Raw genomic sequence first — 24,402 nt, 5'->3', positions numbered from 1 at the left:
GAACTTTCAACTACCAAGAGGGACATCCCGCCGGATCCGCCGCCGCCCCCGGGAATAGTTTAAATTTCAATCAGGTTGTGCCGGGTGCCGCGCTCCACCACCCAGGGCGGAGCGGCACCGATGTGAGGAGATCCCATGCCTGCCGTGACGGTGGCGAACCCGCTCGTCCTTCCCCGGGTCACCGCTTCGGTGACCGCTCGGGCCCGCCGCGCCCTGCGCGTGGTGACGGCCCCCGCCGGCTTCGAGGGCGAGGGCTTCCCGGTGCGGCGCGCGTTCGCCGGCCTCAACTACCGCGACCTGGACCCGTTCATCATGATGGACCAGATGGGCGAGGTGGATTATCGAGCCGGGGAGCCGAAGGGCACCCCCTGGCACCCGCACCGCGGCTTCGAGACCGTGACCTACATCATCGACGGCACCTTCGTGCACCAGGACTCCCACGGCGGCGGCGGCGTCATCACCAACGGCGACACCCAGTGGATGACCGCGGGCTCGGGCCTTCTGCACATCGAGACCCCGCCCGAGGAGCTGGTCATGTCCGGCGGCCTCTTCCACGGCCTGCAGCTGTGGGTCAACCTGCCCGCCAAGGACAAGATGGCCGACCCGCGCTACCAGGACATCCGCGGCAGCGGCGTCAAGCTGCTGACGACCGGTGACGGCGGCGCGCTCCTGCGGGTCATCGCCGGTGAGCTGGACGGCCACGAGGGGCCGGGCGCCACCTACACCCCGATCACGATGATCCACGCCTCGGTGAGCCCCGGCGCCGAGATCACGCTGCCCTGGCGGGCGGACTTCAACGCGCTCGCCTACGGCCTGGCGGGACAGGGCTTCGCCGGCGAGGAGCGGCGGCCGTTCGGCATGGGGCAGTCGGTCGTCTTCGGCGACGGCGACGCGCTCACCATTCGCGCCGCCGAGAGCCAGGACTCCCGCAGTGAGAACTTCGAGGTGGTCCTGCTGGGCGGGCGGCCGATCCGCGAGCCGATGGCGCACTACGGGCCGTTCGTGATGAACAGCCGCGCCGAGCTCCAGCAGGCGTTCGAGGACTTCCAGGCGGGCCGGATGGGCGTCGTCCCCGCCGAGCGCGTCCCGCACGTGCACCCCGGCGAAACGCTCTGACCTGCACGTTCGCCGCGAACCGGCCATGGCCCGCGCCATGGCCGGTTCTTTACGGGATCCGGGTGACGGGCGCGGGGGCATGCGCTACTGTGTTCGAATAGTCGAACACAGGTTCGACGTGTGCGCCTGGGGAGGCGGCATGGTGGCGACGGGCACCCCGCACGGGGTGGCGCGCGGGGGCGCGCAGGGCCGGGAGGCGGCGCCCTGCCGCGCGCGGAGCCCGTACGCGACACGCCGCAGGACTTTCTATGCAAATCTACGGCCGCAGCTATATCGCCTCATAGAGTCCGAGACCGTGGACCCCGTGCGCAACCCCTACGCCCCGGGCGCCGGGCAGCGCCCCCCGGAGCTGGCCGGCCGCGACCGCGAGCTGAAGCAGTTCGAGGTCGTCCTCGAACGGGTGGCCCGCGGCCGTCCCGAGCGCAGCATGATCATCACCGGGCTGCGCGGCGTCGGCAAGACCGTGCTGCTCAACACCTTCCGCTCGATGGCCATCCAGCGGCTGTGGGGCACCGGCAAGATCGAGGCCCGGCCGGACCAGTCGATCCGCCGCCCGATCGCCGCCGCGCTGCACATGGCCGTGCGCGAGCTGGCGCCGCGGCACCGCGCCCCCGACCGCATCGAGCAGTTCCTCGGCGTGCTGAAGGCGTTCGCGCAGGCCGGCCCCGAAGAGGACGCCAAGGGCAAGGCGCGGGTGCACCGCTGGCAGCCCGGCATCGACGTGCCCGCCGCGCGCGGCCGCGCCGACTCGGGCGACCTGGAGATCGACCTCACCGAGCTGCTGAGCGACGCCGCCTCGGTCGCCACCGACGTCGGCGCCGGCATCGCGCTGTTCGTCGACGAGATGCAGGACATCCCCGCCGACGACGTCTCGGCCCTCTGCGCCGCCTGCCACGAGCTGTCGCAGAGCGGCGGCCCGCTGATCGTCGTCGGCGCCGGGCTGCCGCACCTGCCCGCGGTGCTGTCGGCCAGCAAGTCCTACTCCGAGCGGCTGTTCCGCTACGCCCGCATCGACCGGCTCGACCGGGAGTCGGCCGACCTGGCGCTGCTCGCGCCGGCCGAGCGCGAGGGCGTCACCTTCACCGCCGAGGCCCTGGACGCCCTCTACGCCGCGGCCGACGGCTACCCCTACTTCGTCCAGGCCTACGCCAAGGTCGTGTGGGACGTGGCGCCCGACACCCCGATCACCGCCGAGGACATCAAGGTCGCCGCGCCCGAGGCCGAGAGCGAGCTGGCGGTCGGCTTCTTCGGCAGCCGCTACGAGCGCGCCACCCCCGCCGAGCGCGACTACATGCGGGCGATGGCGGCGCTCGGCGACGACCCGGTGCCGACCGCCGCGGTCGCCGAGGAGCTCGGCCGCAAGCCCTCCAGCCTCTCGCCCGCCCGTGACGGACTGATCAAGAAGGGGCTCGTCTACAGCGCCGAGCGCGGCCTGGTGGCCTTCACCGTGCCGCACTTCGGCACGTTCCTGCGCTCCCAGCCCGCCTGAGCCGAGGAGCGCACAGCGGCGCATCGACCGTCGATGCGAAAATCTACGCCTCTCTACGGCGAACCATAGAGAGGCGTAGAAAGAGCCATGACCGCCGCGCTCTGGCCGGATATACCGCTCTCTAGCGTCGAGGCTAGAGAGCGGTAGATTTCGCGATGGCCCGCGCCTCCCCGGCGGCCGGAACGGCCGTGACCAGCGCGGACCGCACCGTCCGGTCGCGTTCGGCGGTGGACACCGCGAACACCAGGCCGGCCGGGCGCCCCTCCACCCGCGCCGGGTAGAGCAGGAACCGCCAGCAGCCCTCCCGCCACACGTCGAGCGGCGCCGCGCTGGCGATGGCGTTCTCGTACGCCAGCCAGGCGTCGCTCGCGCGCAGCCTCGCCAGCGACTCGCCGAGCGTGCTGCGGCGCCGCGCGCAGGACGGGCGGACGGGCCCGCCGGCCAGCCGCTCGCGCAGCGCCGCGAGCTCCGGCGACAGCGCGGCGAACAGCGCCAGCTCCACCGCCAGCAGCACCGCGACCTGCACCGGGGTCCGCCGCAGCACCTCCAGCCCGGCGTGCGGGGCGCCGATCGACACCAGCGCGGCGCCGGTGAGCAGCGTCGCGCGCAGCACGCCGCGGCGGTCGACCGGCCTGTCGCTGAGCCCGCCGAAACAGCCGCACCCGACGTCGGCGCGGCGCGACCGCAGCTCGCCGACCACCCAGGTCGCGGAGGCGAACACCATCGTGGTGCCGATCCGGACCGCCGAGTGCGAGCTGACCAGCAGCGCCGCGCCGAGCGCGCCCTCGGCCAGGCCGAGCCCGACGCCGGTGCGGCGGCCGTGCCGCAGCGTCGCCGCGGCGCGCTCGCGGATCGTCAGCTTGGCCAGCCCCGCCGACAGCAGCACCGCCGACAGCAGCAGGACCTGGGTGTTCTGCAGGACGGTCACCATGGCCGCGCCTCCTGCCCGCCGCCCGCCCCGTGGAACAGGAAGGCGTTGAAGCAGCCGGTCTCCAGCTCCCCGCCGAGGCCGACGAACGCGGCGGGCGTCAGCTCGGCGACCCGGCCGCGCGGGGACGTCCCGCACTCGACGCAGCGGTCGCAGTAGCGGGCCGCGACGCAGCCGCACTCGGTGACCGGCACCGCCCCCAGATGCCCGGTGCACTGGTTGAGCACCCTGATCTCGCTGCCGAGGGACAGCAGCGGCAGCGCCGCGCAGCCGTCCGGGGCGTCCGCGCAGCCGCCCGCGTCGCCCTCGGCGTCGACGGCCGGGTAGGCGGCGCCGAGACCCGGCGTGGCCACCGCGTCCCCGAACCAGGTGGCCGTCCCGTGCACCGGATCGGCGATCGCCGCGCCCCGCGCCGGCCCCGGCGGGTGCGCGGCGCGGTGGCCGGGCTGGGAGGTGCCGGGCCGCACCGCGCGCGGCCCGTCCGGCGTGCGCACGCAGATGACGTCGGCGAGGTAGCCCGGCTCCAGTTTCGGATGGCGCACCAGCACCTGCCCGAGCGCGGCGGGCGGGAGATCGACATGGGCCCGGCCCCTGTGCGGGCCCATGTCGATCTCCAGCGCGTCGCGTCCGCGCGCCAGGATGGTGCCGGTCACCCGCGCCGCCTCCACCCAGACCCGGTCGGCGGCCAGGCCGTCGGCGGCCAGCCGCGCGATCGCCGAGCGGCCCGGCCGCAGCGCGGCGAGGTCGGCGCGCCCCCCGTGCCAGACCGAGGTGGTCCCCGACATCGCGACCCGGCGCTCACCGGCCGGGGTGCGCAGGACGAGCAGATGCGGACTGGCGTCCAGCACCGTTCCGGTCAGGACCCGCCGTGGTGGCCGGCGGTCGGCGGTCGGCGTGACGAGGGGGACGGGGGAAAGGCCCAGCACGGCCGCGCGATCACGGCGGCGTCGGGCACCTCGGGAGCGTGGGAGCTGCATGGCGGTCTCCGGCACTGGTGTAAGGAAGGTCAGTCAAGACTCACTCGACGACACCCGACTGTCGACGGATTTGTCGCAATAAGTCAGATGCCCGGGGCGCTCCGTGTCGAGCCGGTAGAGAAACGATGTACCGCGCAGAAGCATCCTCCACCGGTTGACCCGAATATGTCGTTTGCGTTGGTCCCGAATTACGCTGGCCATGACAGCCTGAAAGCGTCCCGCAACCCCTGACCCGGTGGTGACGTGAACAGCACGCGGCACGAGCAGTTCCGCGAGTACGTCTCGGCCCGCGGGCCGGCGCTGCTGCGCGCCGCCGTCCGGCTGGCCGGCGACCGGGCCGAGGCCGAGGACCTGCTGCAGGCCGCGCTCGCCAAGACCTACCTGGCCTGGGACCGCATCGGCGACCGCGCCGCCCTCGACGGCTACGTGCGCCGCGCCATGGTCAACACCCAGATCTCCTGGTGGCGGCGCCGCAAGCTGGAGATCTACCCGACCGACCAGCTGCCCGAGCTGCCGGTCGACGACCACACCCGGCGCAGCGAGATGCACGACGCGCTCGGCCGCGCGCTGCGCCGGCTGCCCGAGCGCCAGCGCCTGGCGGTGATCCTGCGCTACTACGAGGACATGCCCGAGGCGGAGGTCGCCGAGGTGCTCGGCGTCAGCGTCGGCACCGTCAAGAGCACCGTCTCGCGCGCGATGGCCCGCCTCCGCGACGACGCCGTCCTGGTCGACGACTTCGCCTGACCCGCGCCGCGGGCCGCCCGTGCGGCCCGACCCGCCCGCCTGTCCACGCGGCGATGCCGCACTTGTCCGGGTTTATCGGGTGGGATCCTGGCATTCGGACGGGTACTGACAAATGGGGTGGCGAGCGGCAAGAATCCGTTTCTGGACTTCGCTGAGCTGGAGGCGCGCCGTGCTGAGCACCATGCAGGACTTTCCGCTGACCATCACCTCGATCCTGCGCCACGGCGCGTCGGTCTTCGGGTCCGCCGAGGTCCGCACCTGGACCGGCGAGGGGACCCGCAGCCGCAGTTACGCCGAGGTCGGCGCGCGCGCCGCGCGGCTCGCGGGCGCGCTGCGCGGGCTCGGCGTGGACGGCGACCAGCGCGTCGCCACGTTCATGTGGAACAACGCCGAGCACCTGGAGGCCTACCTGGCGGTCCCGTCGATGGGCGCGGTGCTGCACACCCTGAACCTGCGGCTGTTCCCCGAGCAGCTGGTCTACATCGCCGACCACGCCGAGGACCACGTCGTCCTCGTCGACGCCTCGCTGATCCCGCTGCTGGCGCCGGTGCTGCCGCGGTTCTCCACCGTCCGGCACGTCGTGGTGGTCGGCGACGGCGACACCGCCCCGCTGGCCGGCGCCGGCAAGGAGCTGCACTCCTACGAGGAGCTGCTGGCCGCCGCGCCCGCGGAGTTCGACTGGCCCGAGCTCGACGAGCGCTCCGCGGCGGCCATGTGCTACACCAGCGGCACCACCGGCAACCCCAAGGGCGTCGTCTACTCGCACCGCTCGGCCTACCTGCACTCGATGGCGACCTGCACCGGCAACGCCTTCGGCCTGGACGCCGGGGACCGCATCCTGCCGGTCGTGCCGATGTTCCACGCCAACGCCTGGGGCCTGCCGTACGCGGCGCTGATGGCGGGCGCGTCGCTGATCATGCCGGACCGGTTCCTGCAGGCCGGGCCGCTGGTGCGGCTGATCGAGACCGAGCGGCCGACGGTCGCGGGCGCGGTGCCGACGATCTGGGGCGACGTGCTGCGGTACGCCGGCGAGCACGGCGCGGACCTGACGTCGCTGCGCCTGGTGCCGTGCGGCGGGTCGGCCGTCCCCGAGTCGCTGATGCGCGGCTTCGACGGCCTCGGCGTGCGGATCGTGCAGGCGTGGGGGATGACCGAGACCTCGCCGCTGGCCACCGTCGCGCACCCGCCCGCCGGGGTGACCGGCGAGGACGCCCTGCCCTACCGGGTCTCCCAGGGCCGGATCATGGCGGGCCTGGAGGCCCGGCTCACCGGCGACGACGACACGGTGCTGCCGGCCGACGGCGCCGCCGTCGGCGAGGTGGAGATCCGCGGGCCCTGGATCACCGCCTCCTACCACCGCGACGAGGACCCGGGCCGCTTCCACGACGGCTGGCTGCGCACCGGCGACGTCGGCACGCTGTCCCCGGACGGCTACCTGGTCCTCACCGACCGGGCCAAGGACGTCATCAAGTCCGGCGGCGAGTGGATCTCCTCGGTGGAGCTGGAGAACCACCTGATGGGCCACCCCGACGTGATCGAGGCCGCCGTCGTCGGCGTGCCCGACGACCGCTGGCAGGAGCGGCCGCTCGCCTCGGTCGTGGTCCGCGCGGGCGCGAAGGTCACCGCCGCGCAGCTGAAGGAGTTCCTGGCCGGGCACGTGGCGCGCTGGCAGCTGCCCGAGCGGTGGGCGTTCGTGGAGGCGGTGCCGAAGACCAGCGTCGGCAAGTTCTCCAAGAAGACCATCCGCGAGCAGTACGGCAAGGGCGAGCTGTCCGTCGAGCGGGTGGACTGAGCCGTGCCGGACTACGTCTCGGTCGGCGCGCCGGAGCAGCCGCTGCCGCCCGGCGAGTGGGTGACGCTCGACTGGCGGCACGAGTACTCCGACGCCGCCGGCCAGCACGTCGACCAGGGCGGCCCGAGCGTGCTGAACGGCCCGGCGTACTTCTCCCTCACCGCCGCGGTCACCGTGCGGGGCCTGCCCGCCGGGACCCGCGGGCAGGTCCGCTCGATCGAGGTGGTCGCCGACGACACCGCCCGGTTCGACGCGGGCCCGCCGCTGGAGTTCACCGCGACCGGCGGCGACACCGCGCTGCTGTACGCGCTGCCGGCCGACCGGGTCGAGGCCGGGCGGCGGCTGCGGATCCAGGTCATCCAGTTCGGGGACGGACCGGGCGTCGTGGCCGGCGGCACCGCCAAGCTGCTGTTCTGGCGCTGACCTCCAGTGTCATTTGGCCGACCCGGTGGTGTGGACAGGGCGCACGGGTGTATGCAGGATGGACACTTTGTCCGGACGGCCCCCGCCGGGGGCGCACACCATGCCGTTGGCGGGGGAGCGTTGATGACCAGGTGGTCCCCCTATGACCCCGCGGTCGACCGCACGCTGGTCCAGGAGTTGCGGGAAGAGGGCGTCCGGGCGCTCGGCGCCCTCTACGACTCCTACGCCGAGCGGCTGTACGACTACGCGCTGACGATGACCGCCGACCCCCGGGTCGCCGCCGACATCGTGCACGACGTGTTCGTCGACGCGGGCCGCCGCGCCCCGCGCATGCGCGACCACCTGCACCTGCGCGCCTGGCTGTACGGCGCCGCGCGCCGCCGCTGCCTGCAGCGCGGCCGCGCCCACGAGCCGTACTGGGACGTCCCCGAGGAGGAGCGGGCCGCGCTGGAACCGCTCCAGGCCGCGCTCGCCGAGCTGGACCCCGACGACCAGGAGCTGCTGCTGCTGACCGACCGGCACGGCCTGTCCCCCGCCGACCTCGGCGCGCTCCTCGGCGTGCCGCCGCGCCGCGCCGCGGCCCGCGCCGACCGGGCCCGCGGCCGGATGAGCGGGCCGTCCGACGACACCGTCCCCGCCCCCGTCGTGGTGCTCGCCGCCCGCAGCCCCTTCGCCGTCCGCCCGCGCTGCCGGCCGCGGCCCGCGCCCGCCGGGCCGGCGACGGCGCTGGCCGACGTGCCCGCCGCCGTGCTGCCCGCCGCGCTGCGGCACCGCGTCGTGCACACCGCGACCGACCCCGAGCTGGCCGGCTACCGCGCCGACATCGTGGCGCGCGGCGGGGGGCTGACGCCGGCCGGCCTGCCGAACCAGCCCGGCGTGCCCTCGCCGATCACCCGCCGCTGGCTGTTCGCCGGGGGCGGGATGGCGGGCGCGCTCGTCACCGCGCTCGTCGTCGCGCAGCTCATGGGCCTGGAGCCGGCCCCCACCCTGCTGCTGTGGCCGCCGGGGCACAACGAGCGGCAGCCGGGGCCGGCGGGCCCGGCGCAGCCCGGCGCCCGCCCCGGCACCCGCCCCGGTGCGGACCAGCCGCCCGGCGGCCGTTCCGGCGGCGCGCCGGTCTCGCCGCAGCTGGACGGGCGCCGGCCGCAGACCACGCCGCCGGCCCGGGTGCCCCACACGCCCGCCACGTCGCCGTCGCCTTCGCCGTCGATGCGGCCGGCGCGCACGGGCCGCCTGGAGGTGCTGACGGCGAAGGTGACCATGTACGGGACCAAGACCGCGCGGGTCCGGCTGCGCGCCGCCGGCGGGCCGGTGCGCTGGAAGGCCGTCGCGTCCGACGAGCGGCTGACGCTCACGCCGGCGACCGGCGCGCTGACCGAGGACGGCTCGGGCGAGCTGACCGTCCGGCTGAGCAGCGCGCTGATCGGCCTGCCCGGCCGCGCGACGCTCACCATCGCCGACGCCGACGGGGCGCTCAAGCAGGTTCCGGTGGAGTGGGGCGTGTCGCTATTGTGAGCGCGGACGTGATGGGATCGGGGAATGAGGTCAGCCGTCGGCCCTGACCGCGGTCGCCAGATGGTCGCGGATCGCCTCCAGCTGGTCGCCGAGCGCCGCCTGCACCCGGACCTCCATGGCCCGCGCGACGAACGGGTCGACGACCATCTTCACCAGCGGCCGCATCCGCCGCACCACCTCGGCGATCTCGCCGAGCGGCTCGCCGGACAGGTCGGGCTCGGCCTCCAGCCGGGTGAAGACGTGCTCCTGCACCAGGTTGACGAACCGGCCGGCGATGACGTCGCAGTCGTCGCGGATCTGCGTGGCGATGTCCAGCACCGACTCCAGCGGGATGCCGGCCGCGACGAGCTCGGCGCCGACGTGCAGCAGCCGCGGGCTCGGCACCCGGAAGTGGTCGCCCTCGGGCTCGATCAGGCCGAGGTCGATGGTGCGCTGCACGATCCGGGCGACCTCGGCCTCGCCCTGGCCGGTGCCGAACCGCTCGACCAGCTCCTCGATCGTCGCGGTCCCGGGCAGCTCGTCGGACCAGGGGTCGGTGAGCACCTTCTCCAGGCCGAGGACCTCGCTGACGTCCTTGCCGGTCTCCCAGGCCGCGAGCAGGTCCTTGATGACCGCGGCGTTGTAGTTGCGCGCCAGCAGCTTGCCGATCAGCCGGAGCCGGGCCAGGTGCGAGTCGTCGTAGTAGCCGACCCGTCCCTCCAGCCGGGGCGGCGGCAGCAGGCCGCGGTCCTGGTAGGCGCGGATGTTGCGCACGGTGGTGCCGGCCGCGTGGGCCAGCTCGTCGATTCGGTACTCGGCCATGCCCCGCCCGCCGGACTCGTGTCGTTGACCACCCGGATCCTACTTCGGTTAGATTGTCACATCAAACAATGGCACATTTGAGGATGTCTCATGTCGGACCCGTGGTCGTCGCATCAGATCGAGGAGACGCTGCTCGGCGGCCCGCTCCGCTATACGCGCAAGGAGGTCGAGGGGCTCGCCGGAGTGGACGAGGAGCACGCCCGCCGCATCTGGCAGGCGCTCGGCTTCCCCGCGCCGCCCGACGACGAGGTCGCCTTCACCGACGGTGACGTGCAGGCGCTCCGCGAGATCCGGGCGCTGCAGGAGAGCGCCCTGGTCGACGAGGAGATGGTGCTGCAGCTGTCGCGCGCGGTCGGCCAGACGATGGGCCGCCTCGCCAGCTGGCTCGGCGACGTGTGGCTGCGCCGCCTCAGCACGCTCCTCCCCGAGGACGAACCGGTCTCCCCCGACGTCGTCGGCGCCGCCCTGACCGCCACCGGCGAGCTGCTGCCGGCGTTCGAGCGGCTGATGCTGCACGGCTGGCGCCGCCAGCTCGCCGAGGCGGGCCTGCGCGCCGCCGCGACCACCGCCGCCGCCACCGCCGACCCGTCGGCGGGCGTGGCCCGCCTGGCGACCGGCTTCGCCGACGTGGTGTCCTTCACCCGGATGAGCCGCCGGATGGACGGCGACGAGCTCGCCGCGTTCGTGGAGCACTTCGAGCGCATCGCCACCGAGGTCGTCGCCGACCTCGGCGGCCGGGTGGTCAAGACCCTCGGCGACGAGATCCTGTTCGCGGCGTCCGACCCGGTCGCCGCCGCCGAGATCGGGCTGTCCATCGCCGAGCTCGGCGACACCGACCCCGACTTCCCCAAGGTGCGGGTCGGCCTCGCCTACGGCGAGGTCATCCAGCGGCACGGCGACGTGTTCGGCACCCCGGTCAACATGGCCGCGCGGCTCACCGCCACCGCCCACCCCGGCGCCGTCCTGATCGACCCGGACCTGGCCACCGCCCTGAAGGACCGGGACGCCTACGACCTCACCAGCACCCGCCCCCGCTCCCTCCAGGGCCTGGGCCGGGTCCGCCCAAGGGTCCTCAGACGAGCCTGACGAAGCCCTCCCGCCGGGGGGGTGAAAGCACCAAGGTGTCGTTAAGTACACCCCCCATCCGGTGCCCATGCCCCTCACCAGCGCTGCGGCCTCCCGGCAGGGTTGATCACGTAAGCGATCGACCCCCTGAGGAGCCCTCATGATCCGCACGTTGTCGGCCTTCACCGCCGCTGCCGCGCTCGCCGTCGGTCTCGCCCCCGCCGCACGCGCGGAGGCCCGTCCGGCCGGGCTGCAGCAGGCCGCGGACAAGCTGGTCGCCGACGGCGCGCCAGGCGTCATCGTGCTGTCCCGGCGCGGCAGGCATGTCTCGCACGTCACCGCGGGCGTCGCGGACAAGGCGACGGGCCGGCCCATGGACGCGCGGCTGCGGTTCCGCATCGCGTCGGTCAGCAAGACCTTCACCGCGACCGTGGTGCTCCAGCTCGTCGCCGAGCACCGGCTCTCGCTGGACGACACCGTCGACCGCTGGCTGCCGGGTCTGGTGCCGGGCCGGATCACGGTGCGCCGGCTGCTCCAGCACACCAGCGGCCTGGGCGAGTACGCGCTGGACGAGCGGATCCAGACGCAGCCGCAGCGCGACTGGACGCCCCGTGAGCTGGTCGGCATCGCGCTGGAGCAGCCGCGCTTCACCGACGGCGGCTGGCACTACTCCAACGCCAACTACATCCTCCTCGGCATGATCGTGGAGAAGGCGACGGGCCGTTCCTACACGGCCGAGCTGAACCGACGCCTCATCGGGCCGCTCGGCCTGCGCCACACCTCCATGCCTGCGACCAGCGCGTTCCCCGGCCCTTACGTGCACGGCTACTGGGGCGGGTACGGCGACGTCAGCACGGTGGTGAGCCCGTCCAGCGGCTGGACGTCCGGCGGGATGATCTCCACGGTGGACGACGTCGCGCGCTTCCACCGGGCCCTGTTCGCGGGCCGCCTGCTGCCCCGCGCGCAGCAGCGGCAGCTCACCGCGACCATCCCGGTCGTCGACGAGGGCCGCGCGGAGGACTACGGCCTCGGCGTCTACAAGGTGCGGCTCTCGTGCGGCGACGCCTGGGGCCACGACGGCGGCTGGCCCGGCTACCGCACCTGGACCTACACCCGGCCGGGCCGGCAGGCCGTCGTCACCTACAACGAGAACGCCGTCGACGCCGACCCCCGCTTCCAGAAGGACCTGGCGGCCCTGACCGAAAAGGCCCTCTGCGGCGAGTAGCTGGGCAGCGGCCTCCAGCCGCGATAGATTCGACATTGTCGAATACTTGGTTTGGAGGGGTGCATGCCGGGCTCTATCCAGTCGCTCGAGCGCGCCGCGGCGATCCTGCGGCTGCTGGCGGGCGGCGAACGGCAGCTCGCGCTGTCGGATGTGGCGGTGACGCTGGGCCTGGCGAAGGGGACGGTGCACGGGATCCTGCGCACGCTGCAGCAGGAGGGCTTCGTCGAGCAGGACCCCGAGACCGGCCGCTACCAGCTGGGCGCGGAGCTGCTGCGGCTCGGCAACAGCTACCTGGACGTGCACGAGCTGCGCGCGCGCTCGCTGATGTGGGCCGACGATCTGGCCCGGGTCTCCGGCGAGAGCGTGCGGATCGGGGTGCTGCATCAGGGCGGCGTCCTGGTCGTCCACCACGTGTTCCGGCCCGACGACAGCCGCCAGGTGCTGGAGGTCGGCGCGATGCGCCCGCTGCACGCCACCGCCCTCGGCAAGGTGCTGCTGGCCTTCGACCCGGTCGCGCACGGCGAGCTGGACGAGGAGCTGAAGTCCTTCACCCGGCGCACCCTCACCGACCGGGCCGCGCTGGAGCGCGAGTGCGGGCTGATCCGCGAGCGGGGCTGGGCCGGCGAGCGGGAGGAGGCGGTGGAGGGCGTCGCCGGCCTCGCCGCGCCGATCCGGGACCGGCGCGGCACCCCGATGGGCGCGGTCGGCATCGGCGGCGCGGTGGAGCGGCTCACCGAGCGGGGGGAGTTCCCGGCCCGGCTGGTCGCCGCGGTCCGGGAGGCGTCCCGCTCGATCAGCCGCGACCTCGGGGCCGCTCTCTTCTGAGCATTGTTCGACATTGTCGAATCCGGTACGGTGACGTGGACCACCCGGCCCCGGCCTCCGGAGAGGGATCATGACCGACCGGTTCGTCGCGGCGATCGACCAGGGCACCACGTCGACCCGCTGCATCGTCTTCGACGCGGACAGCCGCATCCGCGCCGTCGAGCAGCGGGAACACCGGCAGATCTTCCCCCGCCCCGGCTGGGTCGAGCACGACGCCGGGCAGATCTGGGAGCGGGTCCAGCAGGTCGTCGCGGGCGCCCTCGCCCAGGCCGGGCTGCGCGCCGCCGACCTCGCCGCCGTCGGCATCACCAACCAGCGCGAGACGACGGTGCTGTGGGACCGGGCGACCGGCCGGCCCGTCCACCACGCCCTGGTCTGGCAGGACACCCGCACCGAGCACCTGTGCGCCGAGCTGGCCCGCGAGCACGGCCGGGACCGGTTCGCCGCGGCGACCGGCCTGCCGCTGGCGTCCTACTTCTCCGGCCCCAAGATCCGCTGGCTGCTGGACCACGTGCCGGGCGTGCGCGAGCGGGCCGAGCGCGGCGAGCTGCTGTTCGGCACCATGGACACCTGGGTCATCTGGAACCTGACCGGCGGCGCGGTGCACGTCACCGACGTCACCAACGCCAGCCGCACCATGCTGATGGACCTGCGCACGCTGGACTGGGACGAGACGATCCTGGCCGCGTTCGGCATCCCCTGCTCGCTGCTGCCGGAGATCCGCTCGTCGGCCGAGGTGTACGGCACCGCGACCGGCGTCCTGGACGGCGTGCCGATCGCCGCCGCGCTCGGCGACCAGCAGGCCGCGCTGTTCGGCCAGACCTGCTTCGCGGCCGGCGACGCCAAGTCCACCTACGGCACCGGCAGCTTCCTGCTGCTGAACACCGGCGGCGAGCCGGTCCGCTCCCGCCACGGGCTGCTCACCACCGTCGGCTACCGGCTCGGCGCCGACGCCCCCGTCTACGCGCTGGAGGGCTCGATCGCCAACACCGGGTCGCTGACCCAGTGGCTGCGCGACAAGCTCGGCCTGATCTCCACCGCCGCCGAGATCGAGACCCTCGCCCTGTCGGAGCCCGACAACGGCGGCCTGTACCTGGTCCCGGCGTTCTCCGGCCTGTTCGCGCCGCACTGGCGGCCGGACGCGCGCGGCGTCGTGGTCGGCCTCACCGGCTTCGCCGGCAAGGGCCACCTGGCCCGCGCGGTGCTGGAGGCCACCGCGTTCCAGACCCGCGAGGTGGTGGACGCGATGGTGCTGGACTCGGGCGTGGCGCTGAAGTCCCTCAAGGTGGACGGCGGGATGACCGCCAACAACCTGCTCATGCAGACCATCGCCGACATGCTGGACGCCCCCGTCATGCGGCCGTTCGTGTCGGAGACCACCTGCCTCGGCGCCGCGCACGCGGCCGGGCTGGTCACCGGCGTGTGGCCCGACCTGGACGCGCTGCGCGCCGAGTGGCGCCGCGCCGCCGAGTGGACGCCGCGCCTGGACGCGCGGGTCCGCGACCGGATGATGCGCAAGTACGGCAAGGCCGTCGAGCTGGCCAAGGGCTGGGTCGACCAAGACGACGACCTGGAGTAGAAGCATGGACACCCTCACCGTGCACGACGGCCGGGCCCGCGCCCGCGCGGAACTGGCCCGCGGCACCTTCGACCTGCTCGTGGTCGGCGGCGGCGCCGTCGGCATCGCGGCGGCCTGGACGGCCGCGCAGGCGGGCCTGCGGGTCGCGCTGGTGGACGGCGGCGACTTCGCCGGCGCCACCTCCAGCGCCTCCACCAAGCTGGTCCACGGCGGGCTGCGCTACCTGCAGACCGGCAACGTGCGGCTGGTCGCCGAGAACCACCGCGAGCGCCGCAGCCTGGCCGCCGACGTCGCGCCGCACCTGGTCAGCCCGCGCCGGTTCGTCGTCCCGGTCTACAGCGACGGCCCGCACGGCGCGGCCAAGCTCGGCGCGGGCGTCCTGCTGTACTCGGCGCTGTCGGCGTTCGGCGACGGCCTCGGCCGGGTGATCGGCAAGGCGCACGCGCTGGAGCAGGTGCCCGCGCTGCGCGCCGAGGGCCTGCGCGCGGCGGCCGTCTACACCGACCACCAGATGAACGACAGCCGCGTGGCCATCATGACGGTGCGGGCGGCCGTCGCGGCCGGGGCCGTGGTGCTGAACCACGCCGCGGTGCAGGGGCTGCGCATGTCGGAGGGCCGCGTGGTCGGCGCCGAGCTGCGCGACTCCCTGGACGGCACCGAGTTCGGGATCTCCGCCCGGCTCGTCCTCAACGCGACCGGCCCCTGGGTGGACCGGCTGCGCGCGCTGGAGGACCCTGGCGCCGCCCCCAGCGTCCGCCTGTCCAAGGGCGCCCACCTGATCCTCAAGCGCCGCGACGAGTGGCGGGCCGGCCTCACCATCCCCATCGACAAGTACCGGGTGTCGTTCGCGATCCCGTGGGAGGACCACCTCCTGCTCGGCACCACCGACGAGCCGTACGAGGGCGAGCCCGGCGACGTCCGCGCCACGGGCGCCGACATCGCGCAGATCCTGGACGAGGCCGGGCACGCCGTCCAGGCCGACCGCCTCGACCCCGCCGACGTCACCTACGCCTTCGCCGGGCTGCGGGTGCTGCCGGGCGGCCCCGGCGACGTCGCCACCGCCAAGCGCGAGACCGTCATCACCGAGGGCCGCGGCGGGATGCTGTCGATCGCGGGCGGCAAGTGGACCACCTACCGGCACATCGGCAAGGTCGTCCTGGACCGCCTCGGCGTCGGCGCCGACGTGCTGAAGACCGTCCCGCTGCCGGGCCTCGCCGCGCCCGCCGCCGTCGCGCACCGCCTCGCCGCCGCGCCGATGGACCCGGCGGTCGCCGCGCACCTGTCCACCCACTACGGCACGCTCGCCTTCGACCTGGCCGACCTGGTCCGCCGCGACCCCGCCCTCGGCGAGCCGATCCACCCCGGCGGGCCCGACATCTGGGCGCAGGCCGTCTACGCCCGCGACCACGAGTGGGCCGCCACCCCCGATGACGTCCTGCGCCGCCGCACCACCCTCACCCTGCGCGGGCTGGACACCCCCGAGATCCACGCCCGGGTCTCGGCGATGCTGAGGAGCCGCTAGATGTTCACCTTCACCAGCACCGACGGCCTGGAGATCCACGTCCACGAGTGGCCCGCGCCGGGCGAGCCGCGCGGGATCGTGCAGCTCTCCCACGGCATGGGCGAGCACGCCGCCCGCTACGCCCACCTGGCCGGGACGCTCAACGGGCTCGGCTACACCGTCTACGCCGACGACCACCGCGGTCACGGCCGGACGATGCAGGGCAAGCCCGGCCACCTGGGTGAGGACGGCTGGAACCTGCTGGTCGCCGACATGGTGGCGCTCACCCGCCTGGTCCGCGACCGCCACCCGGGCCTGCCCGTCGTGCTGCTCGGGCACAGCCTCGGCTCGTTCGCCGCCCAGCAGTACATCCTCGACCACGCCGACCTGCTGGACGGCGTCGCGATGACCGGCACCACCGCGCTGGACGGCCTGTTCGGCGCGCTCGCCGAGGCCGGCGGCGACGTCCTCGCCGCGTTCAACGCCCCGTTCCAGCCCGCCCGCACCCCCGCCGACTGGCTGAGCCGCGACGAGGCGCAGGTCGACGCCTACGTCGCCGACCCCTGGTGCGGGTTCGAGCTCGACGACCAGGGCATGGGCGACCTGATCAACGCCACCGCCCGCCTGGTGGACCCGGCCGCGGTCCCCAAGGACCTGCCGCTCTACGTCGCCGTCGGCGACCGCGACCCGCTGAACGGCGGGCTCGCCCTGTCGGACCTGCTCGTCCAGCGCTACCGGGACGCCGGGCTCACCGACGTCACCTACCGGACCTACGCCGGCGCCCGCCACGAGATCCTCAACGAGACCAACCGGGACGAGGTGGAGGCCGACCTGGCCGCCTGGCTGACCCGCTGACCGCATGTGGCCATGAGTCAACCCGAGTCATGGTCATCGTTGCAGCCCATGCAGGATTTCCGGTTTAAACGGTCTTTTCCGGCCATACTTCCGGTCGGTCTTCCTCCTTAGATTCTTTCTGGGAGGTCGGTCATGAAGCCACCGGTCAGCCGTCACGCCTGCGAGGCCCGCGTCTACGACCGCCTGCTCGGCGGCAAGGACAACTACCTGCCCGACCGCACGCTCGCCGGTGAGCTGCTGGAGCTCCAGCCGCACCTGGAGACGGCCGCGCGCGAGAACCGCGCCTTCCTCGCGCGCGCCGTCGCCGTCCTCGGCGGCCTCGGCGTGCGCCAGTTCCTCGACATCGGCTGCGGCCTGCCGACCGGCGACAACGTGCACCAGATCGCGGCCCGGCACGCCCCGGGCGCGCGCACCGTCTACGTCGACCACGACCCCATCGTGATCACCCATGCGCGCGCCATCATGGCCGACGACAGCGACGTCACCGCCTTCCAGGCCGACCTGCGCAAGCCCGCCGAGCTGCTCGGCCTCGCCGCCGCCACCCTCGACTGGGACCGCCCGGTCGCGGTGCTGCTCGGCGCCGTCGTGCACCACCTGCCGGGCGCCGACGACCCGGCGGGCGTCGTCGCCGAGCTCCGTGCCGCCCTCCCGCCGGGCGGCGCGCTGGTCCTCACCCACGCGACCGCCGACGTCCTCCCCACCCGCACGGCCGCGGCCGCCGCCCGCTACGGCAAGGGCTGCGGCACCGTCCTCACCCCCCGCACCCGCCGCCAGATCACCGCCTACTTCGACGGCCTGACCCTCCTCCCACCGGGCGTCGTCCTCACCGCCCAATGGCGCGCGCGGTCCGCCAACCCGGCCCGCTCCCTCATGTACGGGGGAGTCGGGCTTCACTCGTAGGGGTTCTCCGGCTTCTTCACCGGTTGCACTTCCCGCCCGCCGATGTCCTGCGCGTCGGCCTGCCCGTCCTTGCGGGGCGCCCAGACGCCGACGACCTCGACCCACGAACCGGCCCGCGGCCGGGGGAGCCCCCGGACCCGCACCTGGAACGGGATAGCGTCGCCCGCGCAGCAGTTCATCTTCAGCCGCGTCAGGTACCAGCCGTCCTTGGCGGGCCTGACGAACCCGACCAGCCGCACCGGCACGTTGGCGATGTTGGAGGGCTGGCCGGTCTGCGCCTCGTAGGCCCGCCAGATGAACTCCCCCAGCGTCAACGTGACCGGCCCCGCGCCGGCGTCCAGCGCACCCGCGTCGCCGGCGGGAGGCGGGGCGGGGCGCGCGACGGCCCGCCCGGCGGTGAACGCGCCGAGCGCGGGCGGCGCGATCACGAACACGGCCAGCACCGGCAGGCAGAGCAGCCACGCCACCCGGGGCGCGTGGTGGTGGCCCTCGCCCGAGTCGCGCAGCAGCCCGGCGGCGCCCAGCAGGACGAGCACCACGGCCGCCGCGACCAGCGGGATCCGCAGCCCGGGCTTGACGTAGTCGGTGTACTCGCCGCTGAAGACCAGCCACAGCGCCGTCCCGCCGAGCAGGATCATCAGCAGGTCCTGCGCCGCCCGCTTCACAGGAACACCTCGCCCACGACCAGGCTGACCGTCACCGCGAGCACGAAGGTGAGCGGCACGAACCGCAGCGCGAACCGCCGCCCGAAGAACCCCGCCTGCAGCGCGATCAGCTTCAGGTCCACCATCGGCCCCACCACCAGGAACGCCAGCTTGGCGGTCGGCGAGAACTGGGTCAGGCTCGCGGCGACGAAGGCGTCGGCCTCGGAGCAGATGCTCATCAGGACGGCCAGCACCGCCAGCGTCAGCACCGACACGACCGGCACCCCGGCGACCCCGGCCACCCACCCGGCCGGCACGACCACGTTGATGGTCGCCGCGGCGATCCCGCCGACCACCAGGAAGCCGCCCGCGTGCATCAGGTCGTGCCGCATGGCCTGCCGGAACGCGTCCCAGCGCGCCGCGCCGCCGTGCGCCTCGGGCCGCGGCGGCACCCGCAGCCCCCGCCCGAACAGCGCCCACGTCCACCCGGCCAGCACCGCCACCAGCAGCGACGCGCCGAACCGGGCGGCCACCATCGACGGCGACCCGGGGAACGCGATCGCCGTCGCGACCAGCACGACCGGGTTGATCGCGGGGGCGGCCAGCAGGAACGTCAGCGCGGCCGCCGGCGTGACCCCGCGCGCCATCAGCCCGCCCGCGACCGGTACCGAGGCGCACTCGCACCCGGGCAGCACGGCGCCGAGCGCGCCCGCCACCGGCACGGCCGCCGCAGGCCGCGCGGGCAGCACCCGTGTCCACACCCGCGCGGGCACGAACGCCGTGATCGCCGCCGACAGGGCCACGCCGAACACCAGGAACGGCAGCGCCTGCACGCAGATCGCCACGAAGACCGTGGTCCAGGCGTCCAGCGCGGCGGCGTCGAGCCGCGGCGCCACCCAAAGCCGCCCGGCGACCAGCACCACGAGGAGCCCGCCGAACACCCACGGCACCCCGGACCCGCGCCGGGGCGCCCATTCGGGCGGTGGCAGCGTGGAGTCGTCCAGCACGTCCGCCGGTCTCGTCACGGGCCCTCCCTCATCCGGCCGCGACGAACCTACCACCGACAACGGTTTTCGTTTTTACAACTGCCGCTCCCGGATGGCGGTCTCGATGGCGGCGGCCCGGTCGGCCAGGAGGCCCAGGGCACCGACCGCGCGGGTCATCGGGTCGTCGGTGTCGCCGCCCAGGGCGCGGTCGCGCAGGTAGGCGGACTTGACCTCGGCCCAGCGGGCGGACTTCTCCGGGGTGAGGGTGCCGCGGAGTTCGGCGAGCTTCAGCATGTTCGCCTCCGCGCCCGAGGTCAGGGTCTGTGCCTCCGCGCGGTAGTGGTCGTCGATCGCGGCCTCGAGCTCGGCGTCGTTCATGACCGGGACGATGCGCTCGGCGAGCTTGTTCATGTCGCGGTAGGAGCCCTGCAGCCGGAACGGCGGCTCGGTGCGGGAGGCGTCGGACCGGGCGGCCGAGTCGATGTAGGCGCGGTTGACGGCGAGGACGACCTCGCGGACGCGCAGCAGCTTGCCCAGCACGGCCAGGATCTGGTCCAGCTCGGCCTGGGAGTAGGGGCGGGTGAGCCGGTCGGGCCGCACCGAGGTGTCGCCCGCGGCGAGGCGGGCCAGCAGCTCCACGTCGCCGCGGTCGCCGGTCGACAGCGGCGCCAGCACGGCGTTGGAGGTGAGCGCGTTCTCGATGTAGCTGAGCGCGAACAGGTCCTCCTTGCCCGACAGGACGTCGCCGAGGTTCCACACGTCGGCGCGGTTGGCGAGCATGTCGGGGATGCGGAACCGCTGCCCGGACTCGGTGTAGGGGTTGCCGGCCATGCAGACGGCGAAGCGCTTGCCGCGCAGGTCGTAGGTGCGGGTCGCGCCCTCCCAGACGCCCTCGATGCGGCGCTGGGCGTCGCAGAGCGAGATGAACTTCTGCAGCAGCTCGGGCGAGGTGTGCTGGATGTCGTCGAGGTAGAGCAGCACGTTGTTGCCCATCTCCAGCGCGAACGAGATCTTCTCCACCTCCTGGCGGGCGGTGGCGTTCGGCGCCTCGGCCGGGTCCAGCGAGGTGACGGCGTGGCCGAGCGCGGGCCCGTTGACCTTCACCAGCACCAGCCCGAGCCGTTCGGCGACGTACTCCATCAGGGTCGTCTTGCCGTAGCCGGGCGGCGAGATGAGCAGCAGCATCCCCATCTGGTCGGTGCGCTTGCCGTCGCCGGCCGCGCCGAGCTGCTTGGCGAGGTTGTCGCCGATCAGCGGCAGGTACGCCTCGTCGACCAGCCGGTTGCGGACGAAGGTGCTCATCACCCGCGGCCGGTACTCCTCCAGCCGGAGCCGGCGCTGCTCGGCGGCGACGAGCTCGTTGCGGCGCCGCTGGTAGGCGCGGTAGGCCGGGACGCGCTCGGTGCGGAAGCGCCGGGTCCGGGTGAGCAGCTCGTCCAGCCGCACCTCCAGGGCGCGGCCGGTGAGGCGCGGGTGGGTGCCGAGCAGCCCGTCGACGGTCTCGGTCAGCGGGGCGGCGGAGTCGTAGCGCTCCAGGGCGGACCCGGTGACCAGGACGGCGGCGGCCTCGGGCAGGTCCGGGGAGGCGGCGAAGGACCGCAGCCACGCCTCGGCGAGCCGGCGGCGGGCGGTGAAGGGGCCGTCGCCGAGCGCCTTCAGGTCGTGCTCGAAGTCGGCGAGGCCGGCGCCGAGCGCGCGGCGGAAGTCGTCCAGCAGGGTGCGCGCGCCGGGGCCGGTCACGAACCCGGCGGGCGTGCCGGCCAGCTCCTCGGCCAGGTACTCGGCGGCCAGGGCGGCGTCGGCGGCGAGTTCGGCGCGCTCGGCGAACGCGGCGACGGCGCCGGCCAGCTCGGCCGCCAGCTCGCCGACGGCCCCGGCGGCGCCGAACGTCGCGCGCGCCCGCGCCAGGGACGCGGCCCGGACGGCCCAGCCCGTCCGCTCGTGCTCCTCGGTCCCGTATGCCCAGAACCACTGGGCGGCGGCCCGCGCGTCCACCGGGTAGCGCAGCAGCCCGGCCTTGGCGTGCAGGTTCAGCGCGGCGGTGAGGATCGCGGCGGCGTCGTGGTCGTGGACGCCGCGCTCGTAGCCCTCGTCGTAGCGGTCGGCGGCCGCGGCCCGGACCAGGTCGAGCAGCGCGCCGGGGGTGGCGGCGGCCTCCTGCAGCCGGGGTCCCTCGTCGGACAGGAGGGAGGCGGCGAGGTACTCGGCGCGGTACACCTCCTCGGTCTCGGAGACCAGCGCCTGCCGCCAGAACGGCCGGGTCGCGGCGAAGCCCTCGTCGGTGACGGGGTCGCGGTAGTCGGTCGCGGTGACGGCGAACGCCATCGTGTCCTCGTGCGGGACGAGCGTCAGCTCGACCGGCTGGGTGTTGACCGCGAAGCGGTGCCGGCCGAGCCGGACGGTGGTGCCGTCGTCGCCGTACAGGTCGAGCCGGTCGCGCAGCGCCCGCCCGGCCTCCTGCCGGGCCGCCTTGACCCGGCCCTCCAGCTCCTCGGCCCGCACCTGGTCGCCGAGCTCGCGCAGCTCGCCCGCCACCGTGCGCAGCCGGGCCACCATGGCGTCGGTGGTGAAGTAGGTGTTGACCTCCTCCAGGGAGGCCAGCCCGGCGGCGCGGCGGCGGACGCCCGCCAGGATGCGGTCCGCGGATTCGGCGAGACGGCCGGCGCGGCGCGCGCGCTCGTCCAGCAGCGACTGCTTGCGTGTGGAGAACGCCTCGTAGACGTCGGTGCGCTTGCTTTCCAGGTCGGCGAGAAAATCGTCGAAGTCGGCGAATCGCGACTCCAGCGTCTCCAGCTGCAGCAGCAGCCGCCCCAGTTGCTCGTCGCACCGTTCCGGGGTGGCGGCTGTAGACAGGGCACCGGCGATGGCCTGGTCGAGCAGCGCGAACTCGGCGGCGAACGCGGTGCGGCCCTCGGCGTCCAGCAGCTCCCGCCGCCGGTTCTCCAGGACGGCGCGGGCCCGGTTGAGCCCGGCCAGCACCTCCCCGACCCGCTCCAGGATCGCGGTGCGGACCGTGGCGTCGGCGATGTCGAGTGCGCCGACGACCTCGGTGACGACCTCCAGCCCCTCGGCCTGCGCGGTCAGCCGCTCGGTGAGCGGGCCGGCCTCGGCGACGGTCGCGATGGCGCCCGCCTCGGTGGCCAGCCCGTCGACCTCGGCGTGGTAGCCGGTGAAGGCGTCCGCGCGCTGCAGGAACCCGACCGCGCGCTGCCCGGCGGTGTCCAGCCCGGACTCCAGCTCCGCCGCCAGCGCGTCGATCCGCGCGGTGTCGGCGTAGCGCAGCTCCCGCAGCGTCTCCACCCGGCCCTGCGCGCGGCGCAGCCCGGCGAGCTGCTCGGCCCACCCGCCGGCGGTGCCGGGCGTCTCGACCTGCGCGCGCCGCACCAGCCCGCCGGCCTGCTCGGCGGCCTCGGCGACGGCCGCGGCGGCCTGCGCGGTGAGGGCGCGGACGTTCTCGTACTCGGCCAGCGCCTGCCCGGCGGTGGTGCGGACCTCCGCGAGCGGCGCCGCCAGGTCCTCCAGCTCGGCGTCGCCGAGCCAGTGGAACCGGTCGGCGGTCCGCTCGCAGGCCGCGATGAGCGCCTCGAACACCTCGGTCGACGGCGACATCTCCGTCGTCATCCGGTTGATCGACAGGCAGTCGGAGATGCCGCGCACCAGGTCGGCGTTGCCCACCCGCTCCAGCGGGCCGGTGCCGGCGGGCTGCGCGGCGGCGTGCGCGTCCGACACCAGCGGGGTGCGCCACACCTGCACCGGGTGCACCCGGCCCGCCTCGTCGGAGAACGCCCGCAGCGCCACCAGCGTGCCGTCGTCGAACAGCGAGAAGCCGTGGCAGGTGACCGGGGTGGCGACGGCCTTGCGGATCACGTTGTAGGGCAGCAGCAGCGAGCGGCCGTCCTCGCGGGAGTGGAAGACGTACAGCACGTCCTCGCCGTTGGGCGAGCGCACGGCGCGCTCGTACTCCAGGCCGGTGACGTCGCCGTCGAAGGTCTTGGCGACGCCGGTGTCCAGGTAGTACCCGCCCGGGAAGATGATCCCGTGGTCGTCGGGCAGCCGCCGGCACGCCTGCTCGATGCCGTCGAGCCGCACCACGTCCTTGGTGCGGGTGTTGAACACCAGGTAGCGGCACGCGGCCTCGTTGTAGGGCCGGATCCGCAGCAGGATGAGCGCGCCGACGCGGGCGTACCGCACGTCGGCGTCGGCGAGGCTCTGCAGCGGCTCGTCGACCGGCTCGCTGTAGATGCCCGCGCCGGTCTCGGTGTTGTCCTCGATCTTGACGGTGAGGTCGCCGCCGACCGTCTCGACGAACACCTCGCCGCCGATGGAGATGTGCGGGTGCCGGCCGAGGACGTGGTCGTCGCGGGTCGTCGCGGTCCACGCGAAGTCGTGCGCCGGCGGGAAGACGTGGTCGCGCTCGCCGCGGTTGTCCTCGTACGCCACGCTGTCGTCGGCGCCGATCCGCCAGCGCAGCACCCGCACGTCCGCCAGGCGCGGACCGGTCTGGAACACCGCGAGGAGGCGGCCCTCGACCCGCCGCAGCTGGAGCAGCCGCGCCTGCCGGTAGTACCGGTACATCTCGGTGAAGTCGCGGGTGAAGCGCGGGTCGTCGAGCAGGCCGGGCACCGCGTCCAGGCGGGCGGTCTCGAAGGCGAAGCCGTCGTCGCCGCCGGTGAAGCGGTGCAGCGAGAAGACGTCGCCGACCTCGGTCTCGGGCTTCAGCCCGAGGAACACGTTGTAGCCGAACAGCATCAGCCCGCCGACCGACACCACGTCGCGCGGCACGCAGTTCTGCTCGGTGCGGATCCGCTCGGTGCCGAGCAGCCGCAGCTCGGTCCCCCCGAACACCTCGAGGCGGCGCGCGTTCAGCCGCTCGGCGCGCCCGGCCAGCTCGGCGGCCTGCCCGGCGAGCCGGGCGCGCAGCACTTCGTAGGTGCCGTGGTCGAGCCCGGCCTCGGCATCGGGGGTCACGGTCTCGCTCACTGGCTCTCCTTCGTGGCGTGTGAGGGACGGCAACGCGCCGCGGCCGCGCCGTCCCGG

The 24,402-nt window shown here is 74.3% G+C and carries 19 protein-coding genes; 13 read left to right on the top strand and 6 right to left on the bottom strand.

Annotation, left to right across the window (positions count from 1 at the left end):
• Positions 1-135: 135 nt before the first annotated feature.
• Together ACRB68_RS15890 and ACRB68_RS15885 are read left to right on the top strand one after the other, a co-directional pair.
• Positions 136-1,116, top strand: a complete 981-nt coding sequence (locus ACRB68_RS15890) for a pirin family protein (protein ID WP_153533238.1) — start codon at positions 136-138, stop codon at positions 1,114-1,116.
• A 295-nt stretch (positions 1,117-1,411) separates the two neighbouring features.
• Positions 1,412-2,605: an ATP-binding protein gene (locus ACRB68_RS15885; protein ID WP_328594261.1), complete on the top strand. Its 1,194-nt coding sequence runs from the start codon at positions 1,412-1,414 to the stop codon at positions 2,603-2,605.
• Between the two features lie 133 nt (positions 2,606-2,738).
• Here ACRB68_RS15885 and ACRB68_RS15880 read toward each other — a convergent pair whose 3' ends face one another.
• Both ACRB68_RS15880 and ACRB68_RS15875 read right to left on the bottom strand, forming a co-directional pair.
• Complete coding sequence (locus tag ACRB68_RS15880; protein WP_153533237.1) at positions 2,739-3,536, bottom strand: MauE/DoxX family redox-associated membrane protein; 798 nt, start codon at positions 3,534-3,536, stop codon at positions 2,739-2,741.
• Entirely contained in the window at positions 3,530-4,459 is a 930-nt protein-coding gene (locus tag ACRB68_RS15875; protein WP_328594260.1) for a hypothetical protein, read from the bottom strand. The genes ACRB68_RS15880 and ACRB68_RS15875 overlap by 7 nt, the downstream gene beginning before the upstream one ends.
• A 294-nt stretch (positions 4,460-4,753) precedes the next feature.
• Between ACRB68_RS15875 and ACRB68_RS15870 the strand changes: the two genes are divergently transcribed.
• The 4 genes from ACRB68_RS15870 (at position 4,754) to ACRB68_RS15855 (ending at position 8,984) form a co-directional block, all read left to right on the top strand.
• Positions 4,754-5,254 carry a SigE family RNA polymerase sigma factor gene (locus ACRB68_RS15870; protein WP_328594259.1) on the top strand — a complete coding sequence of 167 codons (501 nt, stop codon included), beginning with the start codon at positions 4,754-4,756 and terminating at the stop codon, positions 5,252-5,254.
• A 169-nt stretch (positions 5,255-5,423) separates the two neighbouring features.
• Complete coding sequence (locus tag ACRB68_RS15865) at positions 5,424-7,046, top strand: fatty acid--CoA ligase (RefSeq protein ID WP_328594258.1); 1,623 nt, start codon at positions 5,424-5,426, stop codon at positions 7,044-7,046.
• A gap of 3 nt (positions 7,047-7,049) precedes the next feature.
• On the top strand, positions 7,050-7,469 hold the full coding sequence (locus tag ACRB68_RS15860; protein WP_153533234.1) for a hypothetical protein: 420 nt from the start codon (positions 7,050-7,052) through the stop codon (positions 7,467-7,469).
• Positions 7,470-7,592: 123 nt separating this feature from the next.
• On the top strand, positions 7,593-8,984 hold the full coding sequence (locus tag ACRB68_RS15855; protein WP_153533233.1) for an RNA polymerase sigma factor: 1,392 nt from the start codon (positions 7,593-7,595) through the stop codon (positions 8,982-8,984).
• A 30-nt stretch (positions 8,985-9,014) separates the two neighbouring features.
• On the opposite strand, the gene ACRB68_RS15850 is transcribed toward ACRB68_RS15855, so the two are convergent.
• Positions 9,015-9,785 carry a MerR family transcriptional regulator gene (locus ACRB68_RS15850; RefSeq protein ID WP_153533232.1) on the bottom strand — a complete coding sequence of 257 codons (771 nt, stop codon included), beginning with the start codon at positions 9,783-9,785 and terminating at the stop codon, positions 9,015-9,017.
• Between the two features lie 90 nt (positions 9,786-9,875).
• On the opposite strand from ACRB68_RS15850, the gene ACRB68_RS15845 reads away from it, so the two are divergent.
• From ACRB68_RS15845 to ACRB68_RS15815, 7 genes are all read left to right on the top strand, one after another.
• Entirely contained in the window at positions 9,876-10,871 is a 996-nt protein-coding gene (locus ACRB68_RS15845) for an adenylate/guanylate cyclase domain-containing protein (protein ID WP_153533231.1), read from the top strand.
• Between the two features lie 139 nt (positions 10,872-11,010).
• The gene (locus ACRB68_RS15840) at positions 11,011-12,075 is read left to right on the top strand and encodes a serine hydrolase domain-containing protein (protein WP_153533230.1); all 1,065 of its coding nucleotides are present in this window, start codon (positions 11,011-11,013) and stop codon (positions 12,073-12,075) included.
• A 63-nt stretch (positions 12,076-12,138) separates the two neighbouring features.
• Positions 12,139-12,900 carry an IclR family transcriptional regulator gene (locus tag ACRB68_RS15835; RefSeq protein ID WP_153533229.1) on the top strand — a complete coding sequence of 254 codons (762 nt, stop codon included), beginning with the start codon at positions 12,139-12,141 and terminating at the stop codon, positions 12,898-12,900.
• A gap of 70 nt (positions 12,901-12,970) precedes the next feature.
• A complete protein-coding gene (gene glpK / locus ACRB68_RS15830; RefSeq protein WP_153533228.1) occupies positions 12,971-14,479 on the top strand; it encodes a glycerol kinase GlpK in 1,509 nt (502 codons plus the stop codon).
• A gap of 4 nt (positions 14,480-14,483) precedes the next feature.
• Complete coding sequence (locus ACRB68_RS15825) at positions 14,484-16,001, top strand: glycerol-3-phosphate dehydrogenase/oxidase (RefSeq protein WP_153533227.1); 1,518 nt, start codon at positions 14,484-14,486, stop codon at positions 15,999-16,001.
• Positions 16,002-16,835, top strand: coding sequence for an alpha/beta hydrolase (locus tag ACRB68_RS15820; RefSeq protein ID WP_153533226.1), 834 nt, complete (start codon positions 16,002-16,004; stop codon positions 16,833-16,835).
• Between the two features lie 132 nt (positions 16,836-16,967).
• Complete coding sequence (locus ACRB68_RS15815) at positions 16,968-17,735, top strand: SAM-dependent methyltransferase (RefSeq protein WP_153533225.1); 768 nt, start codon at positions 16,968-16,970, stop codon at positions 17,733-17,735.
• On the opposite strand, the gene ACRB68_RS15810 is transcribed toward ACRB68_RS15815, so the two are convergent.
• The 3 genes from ACRB68_RS15810 to ACRB68_RS15800 are packed head-to-tail and all read right to left on the bottom strand — an operon-like array spanning position 17,726 to position 24,345.
• Positions 17,726-18,400, bottom strand: a complete 675-nt coding sequence (locus ACRB68_RS15810; protein ID WP_153533224.1) for a TIGR03943 family putative permease subunit — start codon at positions 18,398-18,400, stop codon at positions 17,726-17,728. The genes ACRB68_RS15815 and ACRB68_RS15810 overlap by 10 nt on opposite strands.
• Positions 18,397-19,404: a permease gene (locus ACRB68_RS15805; protein ID WP_328594256.1), complete on the bottom strand. Its 1,008-nt coding sequence runs from the start codon at positions 19,402-19,404 to the stop codon at positions 18,397-18,399. Before ACRB68_RS15805 ends, ACRB68_RS15810 begins: the two co-directional genes overlap by 4 nt.
• A gap of 54 nt (positions 19,405-19,458) precedes the next feature.
• A complete protein-coding gene (locus tag ACRB68_RS15800) occupies positions 19,459-24,345 on the bottom strand; it encodes a DNA repair ATPase (protein WP_328594254.1) in 4,887 nt (1,628 codons plus the stop codon).
• Positions 24,346-24,402 lie beyond the last annotated feature (57 nt).

This window comes from Actinomadura macrotermitis, from assembly GCF_009604375.1.
GTDB lineage: Bacteria > Actinomycetota > Actinomycetes > Streptosporangiales > Streptosporangiaceae > Spirillospora > Spirillospora macrotermitis.
The sequence above is the reverse complement of the archived record's forward strand: the minus strand, read 5'-3'. Positions and strand labels throughout refer to the sequence as shown.

Excerpts from the sequence above, each read along its gene's own strand:
- glpK (WP_153533228.1), top strand. The coding sequence starts at position 12,971 with ATGACCGACCGGTTCGTCGCGGCGATCGACCAGGGCACCACGTCGACC.
- ACRB68_RS15840 (WP_153533230.1), top strand. The coding sequence starts at position 11,011 with ATGATCCGCACGTTGTCGGCCTTCACCGCCGCTGCCGCGCTCGCCGTC.
- ACRB68_RS15850 (WP_153533232.1), bottom strand. The coding sequence starts at position 9,785 with ATGGCCGAGTACCGAATCGACGAGCTGGCCCACGCGGCCGGCACCACC.
- ACRB68_RS15835 (WP_153533229.1), top strand. The coding sequence starts at position 12,139 with ATGCCGGGCTCTATCCAGTCGCTCGAGCGCGCCGCGGCGATCCTGCGG.
- ACRB68_RS15820 (WP_153533226.1), top strand. The coding sequence starts at position 16,002 with ATGTTCACCTTCACCAGCACCGACGGCCTGGAGATCCACGTCCACGAG.
- ACRB68_RS15825 (WP_153533227.1), top strand. The coding sequence starts at position 14,484 with ATGGACACCCTCACCGTGCACGACGGCCGGGCCCGCGCCCGCGCGGAA.
- ACRB68_RS15855 (WP_153533233.1), top strand. The coding sequence starts at position 7,593 with ATGACCAGGTGGTCCCCCTATGACCCCGCGGTCGACCGCACGCTGGTC.
- ACRB68_RS15880 (WP_153533237.1), bottom strand. The coding sequence starts at position 3,536 with ATGGTGACCGTCCTGCAGAACACCCAGGTCCTGCTGCTGTCGGCGGTG.
- ACRB68_RS15815 (WP_153533225.1), top strand. The coding sequence starts at position 16,968 with ATGAAGCCACCGGTCAGCCGTCACGCCTGCGAGGCCCGCGTCTACGAC.
- ACRB68_RS15845 (WP_153533231.1), top strand. The coding sequence starts at position 9,876 with ATGTCGGACCCGTGGTCGTCGCATCAGATCGAGGAGACGCTGCTCGGC.
- ACRB68_RS15890 (WP_153533238.1), top strand. The coding sequence starts at position 136 with ATGCCTGCCGTGACGGTGGCGAACCCGCTCGTCCTTCCCCGGGTCACC.